Below are 18,434 nucleotides of genomic sequence, written 5' to 3' on the forward strand. Positions count from 1 at the left end.
GAGAACTCACCATGCCCTACCAGCACATTCTGGTCGCCGTCGACCTGACCGAGGAATGCGACCCTGTAGTGGTACGCGCGCAGAAACTGGCGCAGGCCAGTGGCGCCAAAATGTCCCTGGTACATATCGTCGAACCGATGGCCATGGCCTTTGGTGGTGACGTACCGATGGACCTGTCGATGCTGCAGCAACAGCAGTTCGAGCAGGCCCGCGAGCGCCTGGACAGCTTCACCGGCAAGTATCCCGAACTGACCGCGGACCAGCGCCACCTGGCTTATGGCCAACCGCGCCAGGAAATTCACCGCCTGGCTGAAGAACAGGGTTGCGATCTGATCGTGGTTGGCAGCCATGGCCGCCACGGCCTGGCGCTGCTGCTGGGTTCCACCGCTAATGACGTGCTGCATGGCGCGCCCTGCGACGTGCTCGCAGTGCGCCTGAAGAAAGGCGAAAAAGGCGCTTAAGTGTAGGGTGCGCCATGCGCACCAGATGCAGCACTGACGGCATCGAGACCTTTGCAACTGTGGTGCGCGCAGCGCACCCTACGAAGGCCGCAGTTGCCTACTCGAACGACTCGCCCGCACTCATGACCAGCGGGCGGATCTTCTGCAGCTGGGTCTCCAGCGACACCGTCATGCTCGATGACATCGAGAAGAAGGTCAGGAAGGCCTTGAGGTTGGAGTCGCCTTCGCAGGTGTCGTGAATACGCTGCCAGAAGGCCTGGTTGACCAGTTTCAGTTGCTGGAACAGGCGCACCAGCCCTTTCAGCTCCCAATCGGCCAGACGCCCCTCGCGCATATTGAAATACTGCCGCGACAGGTACAGCGATACCGCACGCAGGATGAATTCCTGATTGTTGGCAAACGGCAGATGGTGCTGCGCCATCGGCTTCAGGCGCGCCAGCACTGGGCAGGCGCTGGTGGCCATGATCACGCCGAGCAACGCACGCAGGCCCTCTTCCAAGCCGACATGCTTGGTGTACTCACGCTCAGGCGTGCGTACCCAGACGCTGGCTTTTTTAAATGCCGGCAGGCCACGAAAATCCTCGATCACCCGATGCAGATCGACCGCTGCCGGACAATGGCTGAACTGGTCGCGACTCAGTGGGCAATTGCTGCACTGCTGATGCCCAAGGCGCGTCCAGGCGGGAGCCTGTTGCGCCTGAATGGGGTCATACTCGCGATTCAGCTCGATCCGATAGCTGAACTGATGATTGTCGTCGAGAGTAATGCGGTACTCGATGGCCATTGCCCGTTCGTTCCTTCGTCAGCCTTCCAGCTCTGCCCAGCGCTCGAGCAACGCGTCCATTTCCGTCTGCAAGCGCTCGAGACGCGCCAATACTTCCGTGGTGATCTGCGCCGGCTGCTGATAGAAGGCAGGGTCGGATACCTGCTCCTGTACCGCAGCCATTTCCTGCTCCAAAGCATCGATCTGCCCGGGAATCGCTTCCAGCTCGCGCTGCAGCTTGTAGCTTAGTTTCTTCTTCGCAGGCTCTGCGCTCTCTTGAGCGGGAGTCACTGCGGCCGGGGTCGGCGCTTCGACGATGGCCGTGGCCAGTTCGGCCTTGCCGGACTTGCTTTCACCCACGCCGAGCAACCGCGGCGAGCCGCCCTGGCGCAGCCAATCCTGATAGCCACCGACGTACTCGCGCACCTTGCCTTCGCCCTCGAATACCAGGGTGCTGGTCACGACGTTATCGAGGAAGGCACGATCGTGGCTGACCATCAGCACGGTGCCAGGGAAGTTGAGCAGCACTTCTTCGAGCAGTTCCAGGGTTTCTACGTCCAGATCGTTGGTCGGTTCGTCCAGCACCAAAAGGTTAGCCGGCTTGCTGAACAACTTGGCGAGCAACAGTCGTGCCCGTTCGCCACCTGATAGTGCTTTTACAGGGGTACGAGCACGTTGCGGACTGAACAGGAAGTCGCCCAGATAGCTCAGCACATGGCGGTTCTGGCCATCGATAGTGATGAAGTCGCGCCCCTCGGCAACGTTGTCGATCACCGTCTTTTCCGGTTCGAGCTGGTGACGTAATTGGTCGAAATACGCCACTTCCAGTTTGGTACCGACCTCGATCTTGCCACTACTCGGTTGCAAGTCGCTGAGCAGCAGCTTGAGCAGGGTCGTCTTGCCGGTACCGTTGGCGCCAAGCAGACCGATACGGTCACCGCGCTGCAGGACCATGGAGAAATCCTTGACCAGGAAGGGACCGCCGGCGTGAGCGAAGCTGACGTTCTCCGCCACCATCACCTGCTTGCCGGACTTGTCCGCCGTATCGAGCTGGATATTCGCCTTGCCCTGGCGTTCGCGGCGCTCGCTACGTTCCGCGCGCATCGCCTTGAGCGCACGCACGCGCCCCTCGTTACGGGTGCGGCGGGCCTTGATGCCCTGGCGAATCCACACTTCTTCCTGCGCCAGGCGTTTGTCGAACAGCGCGTTGGCGGTTTCCTCGGCAGCCAGTTGCTGCTCCTTGTGCACCAGGAAGCTGGCGTAGTCGCCATTCCAGTCGATCAGGCCACCACGATCCAGCTCGAGGATGCGCGTAGCCAGGTTCTGCAGGAAGGAACGGTCGTGGGTGATGAACAGCACGGCGCCGCCAAAGTCTTTCAGCGCCTCTTCCAGCCAGGCGATGGCGCCGATGTCCAGGTGGTTGGTGGGCTCGTCGAGCAGCAGCAGATCCGGCTCGGACACCAGTGCCTGCGCCAGCAGCACGCGACGGCGCCAGCCGCCGGAGAGCTCGGCCAGGGTCTTGTCCGCCGGCAGTTGCAGGCGGCTCAGGGTGCTGTCGACCAGCTGCTGCAGGCGCCAGCCATCTTTGGCTTCCAGCTCCTGCTGCACGTGCATCAGTTGCTCGAGGTCGTCATCGCCCTGGATGTTCTGCGCCAGGTGGTGATAACGCGCCAGCAGCTCGCCAACACCGGCCAGGCCTTCGGCGACCACATCGAACACCGTGCGCTCGTCGGCGCGCGGCAGTTCCTGCGGCAGCTCGCCAATCTTCAGCCCCGGTGCACGCCAGATCTCGCCGTCATCCGGCATCTGGTCGCCCTTGACCAGGCGCAGCATGCTCGATTTGCCAGTGCCATTACGGCCGATGATGCACACCCGCTCACCCCGCGCGATCTGCCAGGACACTCCGTCGAGCAGGGGCATGGCGCCATAGGCGAGGGATACGTCGGCAAACTTGAGCAGGGTCATGGGCATCTCCAGAAACAGGCGGCGCATTCTACCCGAGTTACAGGTTGACTGTGGCCGTTTCCACCCCAGCAGCGGGCACCTCGGCAAAGCACTCGCAATAGCACTGCGCCATGCATTTTTTCTGCATGTGTCCATCTGGCGCGACGGCATTCACCGCGCCCCGCTGAAGCGCTAAGCTAAGGGCATGCAACGATATGGAACCTGTTGCCCCCACTCTCTGCTTGCCCCCTGGAAATGCCATGCGCGGTCGCCTTCTTTCTGTAGTTTCCTGCCTGATTTTCACCACCACTGCTGGCCTGGCCAGTGCCGAAGCCGCCAACCTGGCGCAGCAGCGCCAGTACTACGATGAAGCCAAGCGCGCCCTGGCCAAGGGCGACAGCGGCCCCTATCGCCAGTACGCCAGCGCCCTGCGCGACTACCCACTGACGCCATATCTGGCCTATGACGAGCTGACCAATCGTCTGCGATCAGCGAGCAATGCGGAAATAGAAAAGTTTCTGGCCGAACATGGTGACCTGCCTCAGGCCAGCTGGATGAAGCTGCGCTGGCTGCGCGCGCTGGCCGAGCGTGGTGACTGGAAGCCGTTCCTCGATCACTACGATGCCAAGCTCAACTTCACTGAACTGGATTGCCTGTATGGCCAGTACCAGCTCAGCCACGGCCTGACTGCCGAAGGCAACGCTACCGCCGAGAAGCTCTGGCTGGTGGGCAAATCCCAGCCCAACGCCTGTGACCCCCTGTTCGAGCGCTGGGCCGCCAATGGCCAGCTCACCGAACAGCGCCGCTGGCAGCGCACCAAACTGGCGGTGGAAAGCGGCAACTACGGCTTGGCCAACTTCCTGATCAAGGGCATGCCAACGCTTGGCGAGCGCGGCAAGCTGATGGTCGAGGTCGCACAGAAACCGCAACTGCTGAAAAACACCGCGCGTTTCGCTCCAGCCGATGACGCCATGAGCGACGTGGTCGGCCTCGGCCTGCGCCGCCTGGCCCGGCAGAACCCCGAAGACGCCCTGGCCCTGCTCGACGGCTACGCCCAGCGTATGAAGTTCTCCTCGGACGAGCAGGTCGCCATCGCCCGCCAGATCGGTCTGCGCCTGGCACAACGCTTCGACCTGCGCGGCCTGCAAGTCATGGCCAAGTACGACCCGCAACTGCGTGACAACACCGTCAGCGAATGGCGCGCGCGCCTGCTGCTGCGTCACGGCCGCTGGGAAGAAGCCTATCAGCTGACCCAGAAGATGCCGTCCGATCTGGCCAGCAGCAACCGCTGGCGCTACTGGAACGCGCGCAGCCTGCAACTGGCGCAACCCAACAGCCATCAACCGGAAGTACTGTTTCAGGCCCTGGCCAAGGAGCGCGACTTTTACGGCTTCATGGCCGCCGATCAGGTCAAGGCACCTTACTCGTTGAACAACCAGCCGCTGGCACTCGACCCGAAGGTGGTGCAGAAGGTACGCAACACCGCCGGTATCAAGCGCGCCATGGAATTCCATGCACGCGGCCAGATCGTCGATGGTCGCCGCGAGTGGTATCACGTCAGCCGCCTGTTCAGCCGCGATGAACTGGTGGCCCAGGCGCGCCTGGCCTACGAAATGGAGTGGTATTTTCCAGCCATCCGTACCATCAGCCAGGCCCAGTACTGGGACGACCTGGAAGTGCGCTTCCCCATGGCTCACCGCAGCGAACTGGTGCGTGAAGCCAAGCGCCGCGATCTGCATTCGAGCTGGGTTTTCGCCATTACCCGCCAGGAAAGCGCCTTCATGGCCGACGCCCGCTCCCACGCCGGCGCCATGGGCCTGATGCAACTGATGCCGGGTACAGCCAAGGAAACCGCACGCAAGTTCGGCATCCCCTTGGCATCGCCGCAACAGGCGCTCAACCCTGACACCAATATCCAGTTGGGCGCCGCCTATCTGAGTCAGGTATATGGTCAGTTCAATGGCAACCGCGTACTCGCCTCGGCCGCCTACAATGCCGGGCCCGGCCGCGTACGCCAGTGGCTGCGCGGCGCCAATCACCTCAGTTATGACGTTTGGGTGGAGAACATCCCGTTCGACGAGACCCGCCAGTACGTGCAAAACGTGCTGTCCTACTCGGTGATCTACGGCCAGAAGCTCAACGCACCGCACCCACTGGTGGCGTGGAACGAGCGCTTCTTTGAGGATCAGTAAAACAAAAGCCCCGATCGGACTGGGTGTCTGATCGGGGCTCGCTGCTCCATACGCCTGGGCCGGACCGCGCTTCGGTTCAGTGCCGCGTTAGCCTCAGCCCAGCGACCGTACGCAGATCACGCGGCGCGCATGGCGCACCCTACTCCAGAATTTCAACCGGCATACCGATCTGTAGCTCACCCACACCTCGTGGCAAAAGATTCTGTCCGAAGTACACATCGCCATCGCGTTCCCGATAGGTCTTGAGCGTGGCCAGCGGCTCACGCTGGGCGTTGCGCTCGCCGGTCTGTGGGTCGATGGTGGTGAGGATGCAGCGCGAGCAGCCCTTGGCCACGTCGAACTCCACCTCGCCAATGCGGATGCGCTTCCAGCTGTCTTCGGCGTAAGGCTCACTGCCGGTGACGACCAGATTGGGGCGAAAACGCAGCATCGACAGCGATTGCCCGACGCGCTGAGAAAGATCGTCCAGCGACGCCTGGCCGATCAGCAGCAGCGGGAAACCGTCGGCAAAGGCCACGCGATCGCCCGGTTGCGCATAGGCGGTATCGACTTGGCGAGTGCGGCCTTCCGGCACCTGCACCAGGCGACAAGACTTACCTAGCATTTCGCTGAGCCAGGCAGCCGCTGCATCGCCCGCATCCGGCACGCGCAGGCTGTCACGCCAGACGATGACGCCACGCAGGTCCTGCTCGGGATCGGGCAACGCCACGGACAGATCCTCACGCCCCGGCGCACTCAGAGTCAGCCCACCGCGCGCATCGTACAGAGCGCTCAGGTGACTCATCTGCGGTAGCAGCCGTTGGGTGATGAAGCGGCCGTTGTCAGCGTCGACCAGCATCCAGCGCCGATCACCCTGCAGGCCGAGACCGTCGACCGCACTGCGCTGCAACACTTCGCCGCGGCCGGACTTGAGCGGATAACGGTACAGCCCCGAGAGACTCAGCATGGGTCAGGTTCCTGTTGGCAAAACGCCGTTATACGAGGTGACGGCGATGCTCACAAGCAACAAAACTCGGGAAATTTTGCAGATCAGTAACGCTCGCTCGGGCACCGGCAGCCATCGACGCTCGGCGGGTTGCACCCACCCTCCAGCAACTTTAGCGGGGTTCGTCCAACTCGAGGCGTTGACGTACCACGTCGACGAGCTTGTCCGGCTGGAATTTGGAGAGGAAGTTGTCGCAACCGACCTTCTTCACCATCGCCTCGTTGAAGCTGCCGGACAGCGACGTGTGCAGCACGACGTAGAGGTCCTTAAGGCGCGGATCGTTGCGAATCTCGCTGGTCAAGCGGTAGCCGTCCATCTCCGGCATTTCGGCATCGGTGAAGATCATCAGCAGCTTGTCGGTCATCACTTCGCCGCTATCCGCCCACTTCTTCAGCAAGTTCAGGGCTTTCAGACCATCGCCCGCCATGTGCAGGCGCATGCCCAGTTGGGTCAGGGTGTCGCGCAACTGGCTCAGCGCCACGCTGGAGTCGTCCACCAGCAGCACTTCACGACCGCGCGCCTTCTCCAGCAACGGATCGGCAAGTTTCTCTTCGGAGACCTTGGTGCTCATCGGCACGATCTCGGCCAGCACCTTTTCCACGTCGATGACCTCGACGATCTGCTCGTCGACCTTGGTGATCGCGGTCAGGTAATGCTGACGACCGGCGCCACCGGGCGGCGGTTGGATCGACTCCCAATTGAGGTTGAGGATGCGATCCACGCTGCCGACCAGGAAGGCCTGCACAGAGCGGTTGTATTCGGTGACGATGATGGTGCTGCGCTCATCCGGCACCAGCGGACGCATGCCGATGGCCTGGGACAGATCGATCACCGGCAGGGTCTGGCCACGCAGGTTGACCACACCGCAGACGAAGCGGTGACGCTGCGGCATCAACGTCAGTTTGGGCATCTGCAGGACTTCCTGCACCTTGAACACGTTGATGGCGAACAACTGCCGACCGGCCAGGCGGAACATGAGGATTTCCAGGCGGTTCTCGCCGACCAGTTGCGTGCGTTGATCTACTGAATCGAGGATGCCAGCCATCATGCGCTCCGAGGTATATAGATTGAGTCTAGTCTGCCGTTCGGGTTATCGGCGAACTGCCGGCATACTGAAGCCTTGCTGGCGCGCCGCCATCATGCCTCAGCCCCAGGCGCCTGACCAGCGAGCAAAGGCGAATGCCGGGGTAGATGCAGACGCAACGCGCCAGGTTGTGCGCTGAAGCGCAGACGCTTGCTTTCCATCGGCTCGCCATCGAGGTTCAAATCCAGCCCTTCCTGCGCCTCCACTTCCAGCCAGGGCAGCCGCGCGCTGACCGCGACGCTCTGCACACCATGCATCCCGCCCGAGAGCAATGTGCCCAGGGTGCTCACCACATCCTGCGCCGCCGGCACGATACAGACGTCCAGCAGGCCGTCGTCAATGGTCGCCTCTGGACAGAGCAGATGCCCTCCCCCAGCCTGGCGCCCGTTGCCGATGCCCAATGCCAGGAATTCGCCCTGCCACTCGAAGTCCGGCCCGTGAAACCGACCGGCGGCCGCACGCACTTCGGAAAAGCGGCTGAGCCCGGTGAGCAGATAGGCGGCGCCACCGAGGACCTTCTTGAGTTCCTCCGGCGTGTTGGCGGTGATGTTGGAGCCGAAACCGCCCGTGGCCATATTGAGGAAAGCGCGTTCACCGGCCATGCCCACGTCAACGGCCACCGGCTCGACCTCCAGCAGTGCCAGCGCGGCAGCCGGCGTCAGCGGTATGCCAGCAGCGTGGGCGAAATCATTGGCCGTGCCCAGCGGCAGCAGAGCCAGGCTCGCATCGGCCTGCGCCTTGACCAGCGCTTCGACCACATCACGCAGGGTGCCATCACCACCACCGGCAATCAGCGTCGGGTAACCAGCAGCCAGCCCTTCCTCGACCAGCCGCTCGGCGTCCCCGCCTTCCCAGGTCAGGCGCACGGCCAAATCCCAGCCACGCTCACGCAGGCCGCTCACGGCCGTCCTCACCTCTTCGTTCAACGCCTGCTTGCCATGCAGGATCAACCAGGCTTTGCGTTCGCGCATTGCACTGCTCCTTGAAGGAATCAGCGAAAGCCTAGTGCCTGGCCTTCGCGAAAATTAATCAAATTAATAGATATTAAAGCCGTAAATATTGCGCTTTTAAATCGATTACACGAAATAGATCATAGCGCCATCGACGTTGCGCGGGACTCACCTCGCGCACGACTGGAGGATTGACCATGATCGATGTACGTCCGTTCGAACAACTCGGTGGTGCTCATCACGGCTGGCTCAACGCCCGTCACCACTTTTCCTTCGCCGAATACAACGACGCCGAGCGGATGAACTGGGGCCGACTGCGCGTGTGGAACGACGACGAGATCGCTCCACATTCAGGCTTCCCGCCGCACCCACATCGCGACATGGAGATCATCACCTACGTTCGCGAAGGTGCCATCAGCCATGAGGACAACCTGGGCAACAAGGGTCGCACCGAGGCTGGCGATGTTCAGGTAATGAGTGCTGGGACCGGTATCGCTCACAGCGAGTACAACCTGGAGGATGAAACCACCAAGATCTTCCAGATCTGGATTCAGCCGAACCAGGCTGGCCTACCGCCCTCCTGGGGCACCACGCCTTTCCCGAAAGGCGACCGCTCAGGATCGTTCGTCACCCTGGCCAGCGGTTACGAGGAGGATGTCGATGCATTGCGTATCCGCACCGACGCACGCCTGGTGGCCGCCACGGTCAAGGCCGGACAGAGCGCCGAGTACGCCCTGCAGCCGGGTCGCAAAGCCTACCTGGTGGGCGCAACGGGTGCATTCAGCGTCAACGGCGTGAACGTCAAGGCACGTGATGGCGTGGCCATCGCCGATGAAGCGCTGATCCGCATCGAGGCGCAGGAAGACAGCGAGATCGTGCTGGTGGATGTCGCCTGATGCACACACCATCGCCCTCCACTTCGGAGGGCGACTGGTTTCTGTAGGAGGGCTTTAGCCGCGACCTTGGTGTTACTCGGTCGCGGCTAAAGCGGAGCGCCGCCCGGCCCCTCCCACAAATCCCCTTTTAATCACCTCACGCCGGATAACCGGTGATCTTGCGAATGCGCTGGTACAGCGGCTTGAGCTGGCGGTACATGCGCTGATAGACCTGCGCGTAGAGCTGCTGGTAAACGTGCTGGGCCTCCGGGTTCGGCTGGAACACCTGGCCAACCCGAGTCATGGCGGCGATGGCGCTCGGGTAATCCGGGTGCAAGCCCAGACCTACCGCGCAGTTGATCACCGCGCCCAGCCCGCTGGTTTCGTAGAGGTGCGGTCGCTCGGCCGGCAAGCCGAAGATATCGGCCGTCAGTTGCATCGCTGCATCGCTCTGCGAACCGCCACCGGAAACGCGCAGGCGCTCGATACGGGTGCCGGAGCGCTTTTCGATACGTTCCTTGCCCTGACGCAGCGCATAGGCCAGGCCTTCGAGAATGGCGCGATAGATATGTGCACGGGTATGCACGTCGCCGAAACCGATGATCGAACCCTTGGCCTCCAGCCCCGGCTCACGGATGCCTGGCGTCCAGTACGGCTGCAACATTAGGCCCATTGAGCCAGGCGGTACGGCGTTGACCAGCTCGTCGAATAGCGCCTCGGGCGACACGCCCAGCGCCTCGGCACGCTGCATCTCGCGCAGGCCGAATTCGCGCTTGAACCAGCTGACCATCCAGAAGCCGCGATAGATCATCACCTCGGTGTTGAAGTGATCCGGCAGCGCCGCCGGATAGGGCGGAATCAGGCGAACGGTTTCCAGGTAACGGCTGCGCGTGGTGTTGATGGTCGCCGTGGTGCCATAGGACAGGCATGCCGTGCTGGGCTCTAGCGCACCGGAACCCAGCACTTCGCAGGCCTTGTCGGCGCCAGCAGCAATCAGCGGCAGGCCTTCCGGAATACCGGTATGGCGGCTGGCCTCGGCGCTGATCTGACCCAGTCGTTCCCCCGGTTTGAACAGCTCGGGCAGTTGCTCACGGCGTACCTTAAGCGCTTGCCACTTCCAGTCGCCAGGCGTAGCCCAACGCAGGCGCTTGTAGTCGAACGGCAGGTAGGCCACGCAACTGCTGGTGGAATCGACGAAGCGGCCACACAGACGATGGGTGAGAAAGCCCGAGAGCAACAGTACCTTGTGCGTGCGGTCGGCGATGTCCGGCTGATGCTGGGCGACCCAGTTGACCTCGGCCTGGCCACGAAAGTGATCGACCGCCTCTTCGGCGCGCACCAGCTTGAACAGCCAGCCCCACAGGCCCTTTATCCGCCCGGCCACTTCGGCACGACGCTGATCGAGCCAGAGAATCGCCGGGCGCAGGGGCGTGCCCTGCTCATCGACATGAATGATGCTGCCGCGCTGAGTGGTGACGGCGACGCCCTTGATCTGGCTGCGGTCGATAGTCACCTGCTGCCACAGCAGTCGGCAGGCCTCGCCGAGACTGGCCCAGTAGTACTCGGGGTCCTGCTCGGCCCAGCCTGGCTGGCTGGAGAAATAGGGGTCGAGCTCGACCTTGCCCTTGGCCAGCAGGTTGCCGCTGGTATCGAACAGCAACGCACGCACGCTCTGGGTGCCGTTGTCGATGCTCAGCAGGTAGCTTGGTTCGCTCAAGGTGTGACCTCTGCTTGGAATGCACGGTATTGCTGTAGGAGCGAGCTCTGCTCGCGAACGGGGGAGGCGCAAAAGTTTCGCGAGCAGAGCTCGCTCCTACGGATATTTGGCAACGTCATCATTCAGCACCCGGCAAGCTATAGCAGCGTTGCCATAGCGCCAGGTAGTTGGTTTCTTCGTTCTGCCAGCGTGCATCGCTCCAGCCCAGGCGCGACTGGCACAGCGCGCGGATACGCGGCAGGTCGGCGCGGCCGCCTTCAGCCAGCAACAGGCCCAGGCGCGTGCGCCTTAACAGCAGATCGTCCAGATGCAGCACCAGCTCGCCTTCGGCAGCCCAAGCCAGTTCGGCCCACAGGGTGTCGGTACCGGCAACGCAATCAGCGCCGATTTCGTCGATCAAACGCAGTACCTCATCCAGCTGGCGGCCATGGCGCCCAGCCAGGCGGCGTTGCTGCGCCGGGCTCAAGGTCGGCATCGGTGTCGGCGTATTCGCAGCGAAGACTGCACCGCCTTGATCATCCACTGGCTTGCCAACGAAACCCGCGCAGGCACGCAGCACCTCCAGCGCCAGCAGGCGGAAGGTGGTCAACTTGCCGCCGGCCAGGGTCACGCTGCCCGGCTCGATCCACAGCGCATGCTCGCGCTTTTCGTCGGAGGGTTTCAGTGCGCCGCCACCATCGCTCACCACAGGGCGCACGCCCGCCCAGGTCGACAGCACGTCGGCACGGCTCACCTGCGCAGCCGGGAACTGCTGGTCGCAGGCAGCCAGCAGGTAGTCGACCTCCTCGACGCTGATGGCCGCTTCATGATCGAGCTTGTCAGCATGATCCAGATCGGTGGTGCCGATCACCGTCGCGCCTTCCCAGGGGAAGACGAACACCGGCCGGCCATCGGCCGAGTGCATAAAGCTGAAGGCATGCGCCACCGGCAGGCGCCAGCTAGGCAGCAGCAGGTGGCTGCCGCGCAGCGGACGGATGCGACCATTGCCAGGCTGGCGCAGGCGATCGGCCCAGGCACCGGTGGCTTGCGCCACGGCGCGGCTGCGCAGGCGGTATTGCTCGCCCGTTTCCACATCCTCGGCGAGCACACCGACCACCTGCCCCGCTTCACGCAACAACTCGACCACGCGCATGCCATTGAGCGCCTCGCCGCCTTCGGCGCGCGCTTCGCCCAGCACGCGCTGCACCAGGCGGGCATCGTCGGTCACCGCATCGAAGAAGCGCGTGCCACCGAGCAGGCCGTCCTCGCGAATGCCCGGCGCCAGGTAACGCAGTTGCTGCAGCGGATAGAACAGATGATTGCGCTTACCGGCCAGCGCGTCGTAGAGGCTGAGCAGGCCGCCGAATACCTTCGGCCCGGGAAAACCGCCGCGGTAATGCGGCATGACGAAGCTCAGCGGTTCCACCAGCCCCGGCGCCTCGCCGAGCAGGCGCTGGCGCTCGCGCACCGAGTCGCGGGTCAGCCCCAGCTGCCCCTTGGCGACATAGCGCAGGCCGCCATGCACCATCTTCGACGAGCGGCTGGAGGTACCCCAGGCGAAGTCGCGCTGCTCCAGCAACAGGCAGCGCCAGCCACGCCGCGCCGCCTCACGCAGGATGCCGGCGCCGCAGATGCCGCCGCCGCTCACCAGCAGATCCCAGTCGCGCGCGGCCAGGTCAGGCAGCGCGCGCGTGCGCCAGGTGGCGTTCCAGGGTTCCATGCTCAGTCCTGCAGCAACACGCCAGGCGCCAGGCGCTGGTCGGGGTCGAAATGCGTGGCAAGGCTGCGCAGCGTGGCCATGCCCAGCTCGCCCTTCTCTGCTGCCAGGTAAGGCGCGTGGTCACGACCGACGCCGTGCTGGTGGCTGATGGTGCCGCGATTCTCGGCGATGGTGCGGCTGGCCGCTGCCTTCAAGCGCTGCCAGCGCGCCATGGCCTCGGCGTAGTCGGCACCGGGGCGGAACACGTAGGTGGTGTAGATGCTCGAACCTTCGCCGTAGACGTGCGACAGGTGGGTGAACACGTGCACCCGCTCGCCCTCGCCGGTCAGCTCGTCACGCAGGCTGGCCTCGACCTTGTTCAGCAGGTTATCGACGTTGGACCAGTCGGTGGCGGTTTCCAGAGTGTCCACCAGGTAGCCGCGCTCCCACAGACCATGGCGCAGGTAGGGGAAGCGAAAACGGTTCTGCTCCCACTTCTTGCCCAGCAGGGTGCCTGTGAACACTCCGTCAAAAACTTTCAACAGGCGCCGCGCCTGTTTCAGCGAGGCGGCGTTCTGCACCCGGCTGCCGGTGACACCGAAGGTCAGCATGCATTTGCCGTCGCGGGCGCCACGCAGGGCCAGGTATTTTTCCAGCAGCGCAATCTGCTGCGGGTGACCGGCCAGGGCCAGTTGGGTACGGGTTTCGATGGCATTGGACAGGCGCAGCATGGACAGCGGCACACGTGCCTGGGCCAGGCTGCGAATGGCGCTCAGCGCCTGCTGCCAGTTGGGCAGGAACACCGCGTAGAAGCGCTCCTGCTCGGCCAGGCGACTGATGCGCACGCGCACCTCGGAGATCACCCCGAGGCGCCCTTCCGAGCCCATCACCAGCTCACGCAGATCAGGGCCGGCGGCCGACGCCGGGAAGGTGGGAATCTCCAAAGTGCCGGCAAAGGTCTCCAGCTTGCCGCCGGCGAACAATTGCTCGATGCGCCCGTAACGCAGCGACTGCTGGCCGCTGGAGCGGCTGGCGACCCAACCACCGAGGGTCGACAGCTCCCAGGACTGCGGAAAATGGCCAAGCGTATAGCCACGCGCGCGCAGTTGGCTTTCCACCTGCGGGCCGTTGGCGCCGGGGCCGAAGGGGGCGATCAGGCTGTCCTCGTCGATATCCCGCAGGCGCGTCATGCGCTCCAGCGACAGGGTCAGCACGGGGCGCTGGCCGGCCTGCGGGTTGATATGGCCGGCCACCGAGGTGCCGCCGCCGTAGGGAATAAGGGTCACGTCATGCTTTTGCGCCCAAGCCAGCAGCTCGCGGATCTGCTCGGCGCTTTCCGGGCAGGCGACGCCATCGGGAAACAGGCCGAACTCGCCGGAGCGCATGGCCAGCCAGTCCGGCAGGCTCTGACCACGGGCATGGCGCACGCGCACTTCGGCATCAACGCAGATCAGCGGATGCGGCGCCCGGCGCGACGCCGGCACGCCCGCCAGCACACCCTGCAGGCTGGCGTCGGCCAGACGCTGGCCTGGCCCGACCAGCTCGGCGAGAAAGGCCTCGCCATGGGCCGGCAGTTCCACTTCGGTCGCCTCGTCACCCCATCCGTTCCAGCGTCGCATCGCATCCCCCATTCCGATCAGCACTTATGGCTGCCTATACTAGCCAGCCGCCGATTTCCGTCACTGTCGAATCGGGACAAGCACTATCGCCAATCAAGACAGGCATCGCAGAACAAGAAGAATCCATGGAAAACCTCGGCTATACCTCGGTTCCCGCCCTGCTCAAATACCTGCGCCAGGCCGAACAACTCGGCCTGGACATCGACCGCGCCCTGGCCGCTGCCGGGATTGCCGCGCAGGACCTGGCCGACAATGGCAAACGCATGCCCAGCGAAGTGCATGAGCGCCTGCTGGCGCATCTGATCGAGGTATCCGGCGATCCCCTGTTCGGCCTGCACTCGGCGCGTTTCGTCCAGCCCGGCTCGTGGAGCGTGCTCGGCTACATTGCCATGAATTGCGCTACCCTCGGCGAAGCCATGGGCCGCATCGTGCCCTACGAGAAACTGGTGGGCGACATGGGCACCAGCCGTATCGAGGCAGCCGAGGATCACGTGCGGCTGATCTGGAGCTGTCGCCATCAGGCGCCGGACGTGCGCCGCCATATGGTCGAGAACGTGCTCGCCTCCTGGCTGCTGTACGCCCGCTGGATCGCCGATTCCGAACACTCGCCGCGCGAGGTGTGGTTCGAGCACGCGCAACCGGCCGCCACCGAACTGGCCGAATACCAGCAGCTGTTCGGCTGCGCGGTGCTGTTCGAACAGCCCTGCAACGCTCTTCTGGTGCCGCTGGATTACCTTGGCGTGCCGCTGCGCCAGGCAGACGCCAACCTGCTGCGCACGTTGGAAGAACACGCCCTGACCCTGATGGCCGGGCTGGACGACAACGAACCGCTACCGCGCCGGGTGAAGAACGCCCTGCGCCTGCTGCTCAAGGACGGCCTGCCGCGCAAGGAACGGGTGGCAGAGAAGTTCGACATGACCGTGCGCACCCTGCAGCGCCACCTGCAGCAGGCCGGCACCAGCTACCAGCAGATTCTCGACGAGCTGCGCCAGGAGCTGGCCGAGCACTACCTGCTGCGCAGCGACCTGGCGATTCAGGACATCGCCTGCTACCTCGGTTTCACCGAGTCACGCTCGTTTCACCGCAGTTTCAAGGGCTGGACCGGGCAGACGCCGGGCGAGTTTCGCGAGAGCCGGCGCCGGGACAACCCATTGGGCTAACGGGAAATTCTGAAACGCCTTGCCAGCCAGTAATCCAGGCTCAACCAGCGCCCTGCCCCGCTGAAGAACAACGCCACCAGCATCACCAGGTAGGTGGCGGCGAACTCGATACCGTTGTTCAACACCACGAACTTGCCGCTGCCGGTCAGCCAGTCGTAATTGCCGTGCTCGCGCAGAATCGCCCGCGCCCGTTCGATCTTCTCCGCCGCCGCCAGCACGCGCTCGTTGGCAAAGGGCGCGGACGGATCGGCAATTGCTTGCCAGCCATAGGGCCAGTGCACGGCGAAAATCGCCACCAGCATGGTGACGATCAGCGGAATGCTGATCCAGCGCACAGCAAAGCCGAACAACAGCAGGATGGCGCCACCAGCCTCGGTCAGCGCCGCCGCCCAGGCCAGCAGTTCGGGAAACGGCAGGCCCAGGCCCCAGTCCGGGTTGCCGAACCAGGCCGCGGTGGCGTCGATATCGGACAGTTTCTGCATGCCGGCCATCCAGAACACCGGCACCAGATACAGGCGCAGCAACAGCGGGCCGAGAAAATCCAGGCGCCGGGTAGCCTCCAGCGCGTCCTGGAAGCGATTGAGCAAAGTGATCATGTGGTCAGTCCTCGGGATGCGGAAACCAGATATCGCGCGCCTGCCAGTCATCCAGCAGCGCGCGGGCGTTAGCGAAATAATTGCGATCAGCGGCCAGGCCATGGGCCGTGGCCAACTCCAGCTGCGCCTGCACAGGCGGCTCGCCGGCCTGCAGCCGCAGCGCCAACTGATAGGCGAACGGCGCCAGTTGCATAAAGCGCACCTGTTCCTGGCGATCGCGCCAGACCAGCAGGCAGGTCGGCTCGGCAGAAGGCTGTGTGGGGCAGTGATCGGCACCGATCATCTGCACAGGCCAGCAATAGGCCAGCGGCCAGGCCAGTGGCGACCAGCCACGCTCGGGCAACTGCGCATCGCTGACATCCAGCGCCAGCTCGACCCACTCGTAGTGCGCCAGCTCCAGCATGAACGCAGGGTCGTCAGGCTCGGCGCGATAGCCCTGCTGCAGCCAGACGATGAACTCCTGGCTGATCTCGAGAAAGTACGGCGTGCTCGCCTGGTGCTCGGTGAAGAACGCGCGCAGCAACCGCTGCCAACGCTCGGCCCCGAGAACCCCGCGCAGCACCGGAAAGGCGCCTCCGACCAAGCTGGCGACGTTGTTGAAGAACAGCTCCTCGTAGACAGCCATGCGCTCGGCCGTGATGCCGGGCAGCAAGGCCTGCGCCTCAGGCTGGCGAATACGTGCAGCGAAGTCGCGCTGCTGCTGAACGCCGCTCATGTGCCGTACCTGCTCAGCGGTTGTGCGGCCTGTTGCAGGCTGCGGATATGCGCCAGCTCGGCATACAGCTCGGCCAGAGGCGGGAAATTGAAGTCGCGCTCCAGCAGCGTCGGGCGCACACCATGCCGCGCGTAAGCGCTGCTCAGCAGTGCCCACACCGGGTCGATCACCGGCGCACCATGGGTGTCGATCTTCAGGTCTGCCGCCTGGTCGTAATGCCCGGCGACATGCAGATAGGCGATGCGCTCACTGGGCATCGCGGCGATATAGGCTTCGGCATCGAAGCCGAAGTTCAGGCTGTTGACGTAGACGTTGTTGACGTCCAGCAGCAGCTGGCAGTCGGCACGCTCCAGCACCGCGCGAACGAAATCCGTCTCGTCCAGCTCGCCGGGCAGGCGCGCATAGGCCGAGACGTTCTCGATGATCAGCGGGCGCTCCAGCACGTCCTGCACGATGCGCACGCGCTCGGCGATGCGCGCCACCGACTCCTCGGAAAACGGCAGCGGCATCAGGTCATACAGCTGGCCATCGTCGGCGCAGGCCGACAGGTGCTCGCTGTAGGCCAGCACGCCATGCGCGTCGAGAAAGCCCTTGATGGCGCACAGCAGCTCCAGGTTCAGCGGCGCGAAGCCACCGAGATTGAGGGACAGACCATGGCACAGCAACGGCCGGCGCTCGCTCAGGGCGCGCAACTGCTTGCCCAGCCGGCCACCGACACCGATCCAGTTCTCCGGCGCCACTTCGAGAAAGTCGGCGCCGCTGGCACCATCACCGATCAGCTCGGCGAGCAGCCCGCGACGCAGGCCGAGACCGGCACCGGTGAGGTTTGCGAGGTGCATGATCCGTCCTCCCCTATGCCCTTACTCGCTCTTCTCGCCGCCGCACTTGCCTTCGCCACATTTACCCTCGGCGTCAGCCTTCTTCTCGGCACCACACTTGCCCTCGCCGCACTTGCCTTCCTTGTCGGCTTTCATCTCGCCACCGCATTTGCCTTCACCACAGGAACCTTCCTGCGCCTTCTCGGCAGCGGCCAGGCTGTAGCCGCTGGCCAGTTCCTGCGCAGCGAAGGGGTTGCTGGCGGCGTGGGCGGTGAACGCCATGGAAGTCAGCAGTGCGGCGCCCAGGGTGGCAGTCAGGGTATTGAGTTGTTTCATGGCATCTCTCCATCGGTTTCGAATACGGCGCCAGGTTGGCGCCCTCGCAGCAATGGACGAAGCAGGGATGCGGGCGTTACAGCGGGCGGAAAAAGTTTTTCGTAGCCCGAATGAAATCCGGGGGGAGCGTTGCCCGCTGCCAGTCGCGGCTACGACTGCATGGATGCAGGAGGTAGAGCGAAGCAGGATGCCAGAGCCGAAAGCCCCTCCCACAGGTACAAGAAAATCCACCGCACCGTGGGAGGCGCTTTAGCGGCGAGGCTTTCGATAGCCAGTAGCCCGACCAGCCATGGCAAACGGATGACAAAAGCGTCATCCACCCGCACGGTGTGCCGGGCGTAATGCTGGAGCCAAAAGAGGAGGTCAAGCGAATACACAAGACTGCCGGCACATAGCGGTAAGACTATGATCGAGAAAGCTTTTTAGTGCTAAGCGAAGCGGGAGGGTGCGGAGTTAGATGGAAGGCTCTACTATCGGATTAGTACCGCCATCCATCCAATCACTGTTAGGCAATTATGAAAGACATACTTCCAGGCTTAGT

16 protein-coding genes are annotated in these 18,434 nt (G+C 63.7%); 4 read left to right on the forward strand and 12 right to left on the reverse strand.

The window, feature by feature from the left end; genetic code table 11:
• The first annotated feature begins 11 nt into the window (after positions 1–11).
• A complete protein-coding gene (locus EGJ86_RS16605; protein WP_017361528.1) occupies positions 12–461 on the forward strand; it encodes a universal stress protein in 450 nt (149 codons plus the stop codon).
• A 97-nt stretch (positions 462–558) separates the two neighbouring features.
• Here EGJ86_RS16605 and EGJ86_RS16610 read toward each other — a convergent pair whose 3' ends face one another.
• Both EGJ86_RS16610 and EGJ86_RS16615 read right to left on the reverse strand, forming a co-directional pair.
• Positions 559–1,245 (reverse strand): hypothetical protein, encoded by a 687-nt coding sequence (locus tag EGJ86_RS16610; protein ID WP_125835840.1) that lies wholly within the window; start codon positions 1,243–1,245, stop codon positions 559–561.
• Positions 1,246–1,263: 18 nt separating this feature from the next.
• Entirely contained in the window at positions 1,264–3,189 is a 1,926-nt protein-coding gene (locus EGJ86_RS16615) for an ATP-binding cassette domain-containing protein (RefSeq protein ID WP_125835841.1), read from the reverse strand.
• 239 nt (positions 3,190–3,428) lie between these two features.
• Here EGJ86_RS16615 and EGJ86_RS16620 point away from each other — a divergent pair, with 239 nt between their 5' ends.
• Positions 3,429–5,360, forward strand: a complete 1,932-nt coding sequence (locus EGJ86_RS16620; protein ID WP_125835842.1) for a transglycosylase SLT domain-containing protein — start codon at positions 3,429–3,431, stop codon at positions 5,358–5,360.
• A gap of 139 nt (positions 5,361–5,499) precedes the next feature.
• Here the strand turns inward: EGJ86_RS16620 and EGJ86_RS16625 are convergent, their stop codons facing one another.
• From EGJ86_RS16625 to yegS, 3 genes are all read right to left on the reverse strand, one after another.
• A complete protein-coding gene (locus EGJ86_RS16625) occupies positions 5,500–6,306 on the reverse strand; it encodes an MOSC domain-containing protein (protein ID WP_125835843.1) in 807 nt (268 codons plus the stop codon).
• 151 nt (positions 6,307–6,457) lie between these two features.
• Positions 6,458–7,390: a chemotaxis protein CheV gene (locus EGJ86_RS16630; protein WP_099526458.1), complete on the reverse strand. Its 933-nt coding sequence runs from the start codon at positions 7,388–7,390 to the stop codon at positions 6,458–6,460.
• Between the two features lie 92 nt (positions 7,391–7,482).
• The gene (yegS, locus tag EGJ86_RS16635; RefSeq protein WP_106734862.1) at positions 7,483–8,400 is read right to left on the reverse strand and encodes a lipid kinase YegS; all 918 of its coding nucleotides are present in this window, start codon (positions 8,398–8,400) and stop codon (positions 7,483–7,485) included.
• Between the two features lie 176 nt (positions 8,401–8,576).
• Between yegS and EGJ86_RS16640 the strand changes: the two genes are divergently transcribed.
• Complete coding sequence (locus EGJ86_RS16640) at positions 8,577–9,275, forward strand: pirin family protein (RefSeq protein ID WP_125835844.1); 699 nt, start codon at positions 8,577–8,579, stop codon at positions 9,273–9,275.
• 136 nt (positions 9,276–9,411) lie between these two features.
• Here the strand turns inward: EGJ86_RS16640 and EGJ86_RS16645 are convergent, their stop codons facing one another.
• From EGJ86_RS16645 to EGJ86_RS16655, 3 genes are all read right to left on the reverse strand, one after another.
• Positions 9,412–10,971 carry an FGGY-family carbohydrate kinase gene (locus EGJ86_RS16645; RefSeq protein WP_125835845.1) on the reverse strand — a complete coding sequence of 520 codons (1,560 nt, stop codon included), beginning with the start codon at positions 10,969–10,971 and terminating at the stop codon, positions 9,412–9,414.
• 118 nt (positions 10,972–11,089) lie between these two features.
• Positions 11,090–12,670, reverse strand: a complete 1,581-nt coding sequence (locus tag EGJ86_RS16650; protein ID WP_125835846.1) for a glycerol-3-phosphate dehydrogenase/oxidase — start codon at positions 12,668–12,670, stop codon at positions 11,090–11,092.
• 2 nt (positions 12,671–12,672) lie between these two features.
• The gene (locus EGJ86_RS16655; RefSeq protein WP_125835847.1) at positions 12,673–14,268 is read right to left on the reverse strand and encodes an FAD-binding oxidoreductase; all 1,596 of its coding nucleotides are present in this window, start codon (positions 14,266–14,268) and stop codon (positions 12,673–12,675) included.
• A gap of 125 nt (positions 14,269–14,393) precedes the next feature.
• Here EGJ86_RS16655 and EGJ86_RS16660 point away from each other — a divergent pair, with 125 nt between their 5' ends.
• Complete coding sequence (locus EGJ86_RS16660; protein WP_125835848.1) at positions 14,394–15,428, forward strand: AraC family transcriptional regulator; 1,035 nt, start codon at positions 14,394–14,396, stop codon at positions 15,426–15,428.
• Here the strand turns inward: EGJ86_RS16660 and EGJ86_RS16665 are convergent.
• The 4 genes from EGJ86_RS16665 to EGJ86_RS16680 are packed head-to-tail and all read right to left on the reverse strand — an operon-like array spanning position 15,425 to position 17,893.
• On the reverse strand, positions 15,425–16,024 hold the full coding sequence (locus tag EGJ86_RS16665) for a DoxX family protein (protein WP_125835849.1): 600 nt from the start codon (positions 16,022–16,024) through the stop codon (positions 15,425–15,427). The two genes, EGJ86_RS16660 and EGJ86_RS16665, sit on opposite strands and share 4 nt — an antisense overlap.
• 4 nt (positions 16,025–16,028) lie before the next feature.
• Positions 16,029–16,739, reverse strand: a complete 711-nt coding sequence (locus EGJ86_RS16670) for a DUF2063 domain-containing protein (RefSeq protein ID WP_125835850.1) — start codon at positions 16,737–16,739, stop codon at positions 16,029–16,031.
• On the reverse strand, positions 16,736–17,578 hold the full coding sequence (locus EGJ86_RS16675; RefSeq protein ID WP_125835851.1) for a DUF692 domain-containing protein: 843 nt from the start codon (positions 17,576–17,578) through the stop codon (positions 16,736–16,738). Before EGJ86_RS16675 ends, EGJ86_RS16670 begins: the two co-directional genes overlap by 4 nt.
• A 21-nt stretch (positions 17,579–17,599) precedes the next feature.
• The gene (locus EGJ86_RS16680; RefSeq protein WP_112210593.1) at positions 17,600–17,893 is read right to left on the reverse strand and encodes a hypothetical protein; all 294 of its coding nucleotides are present in this window, start codon (positions 17,891–17,893) and stop codon (positions 17,600–17,602) included.
• Positions 17,894–18,434: the final 541 nt, after the last annotated feature.

This window comes from Pseudomonas sp. o96-267, assembly GCF_003935465.1.
Taxonomy (GTDB): Bacteria; Pseudomonadota; Gammaproteobacteria; order Pseudomonadales; family Pseudomonadaceae; genus Aquipseudomonas; species Aquipseudomonas sediminis.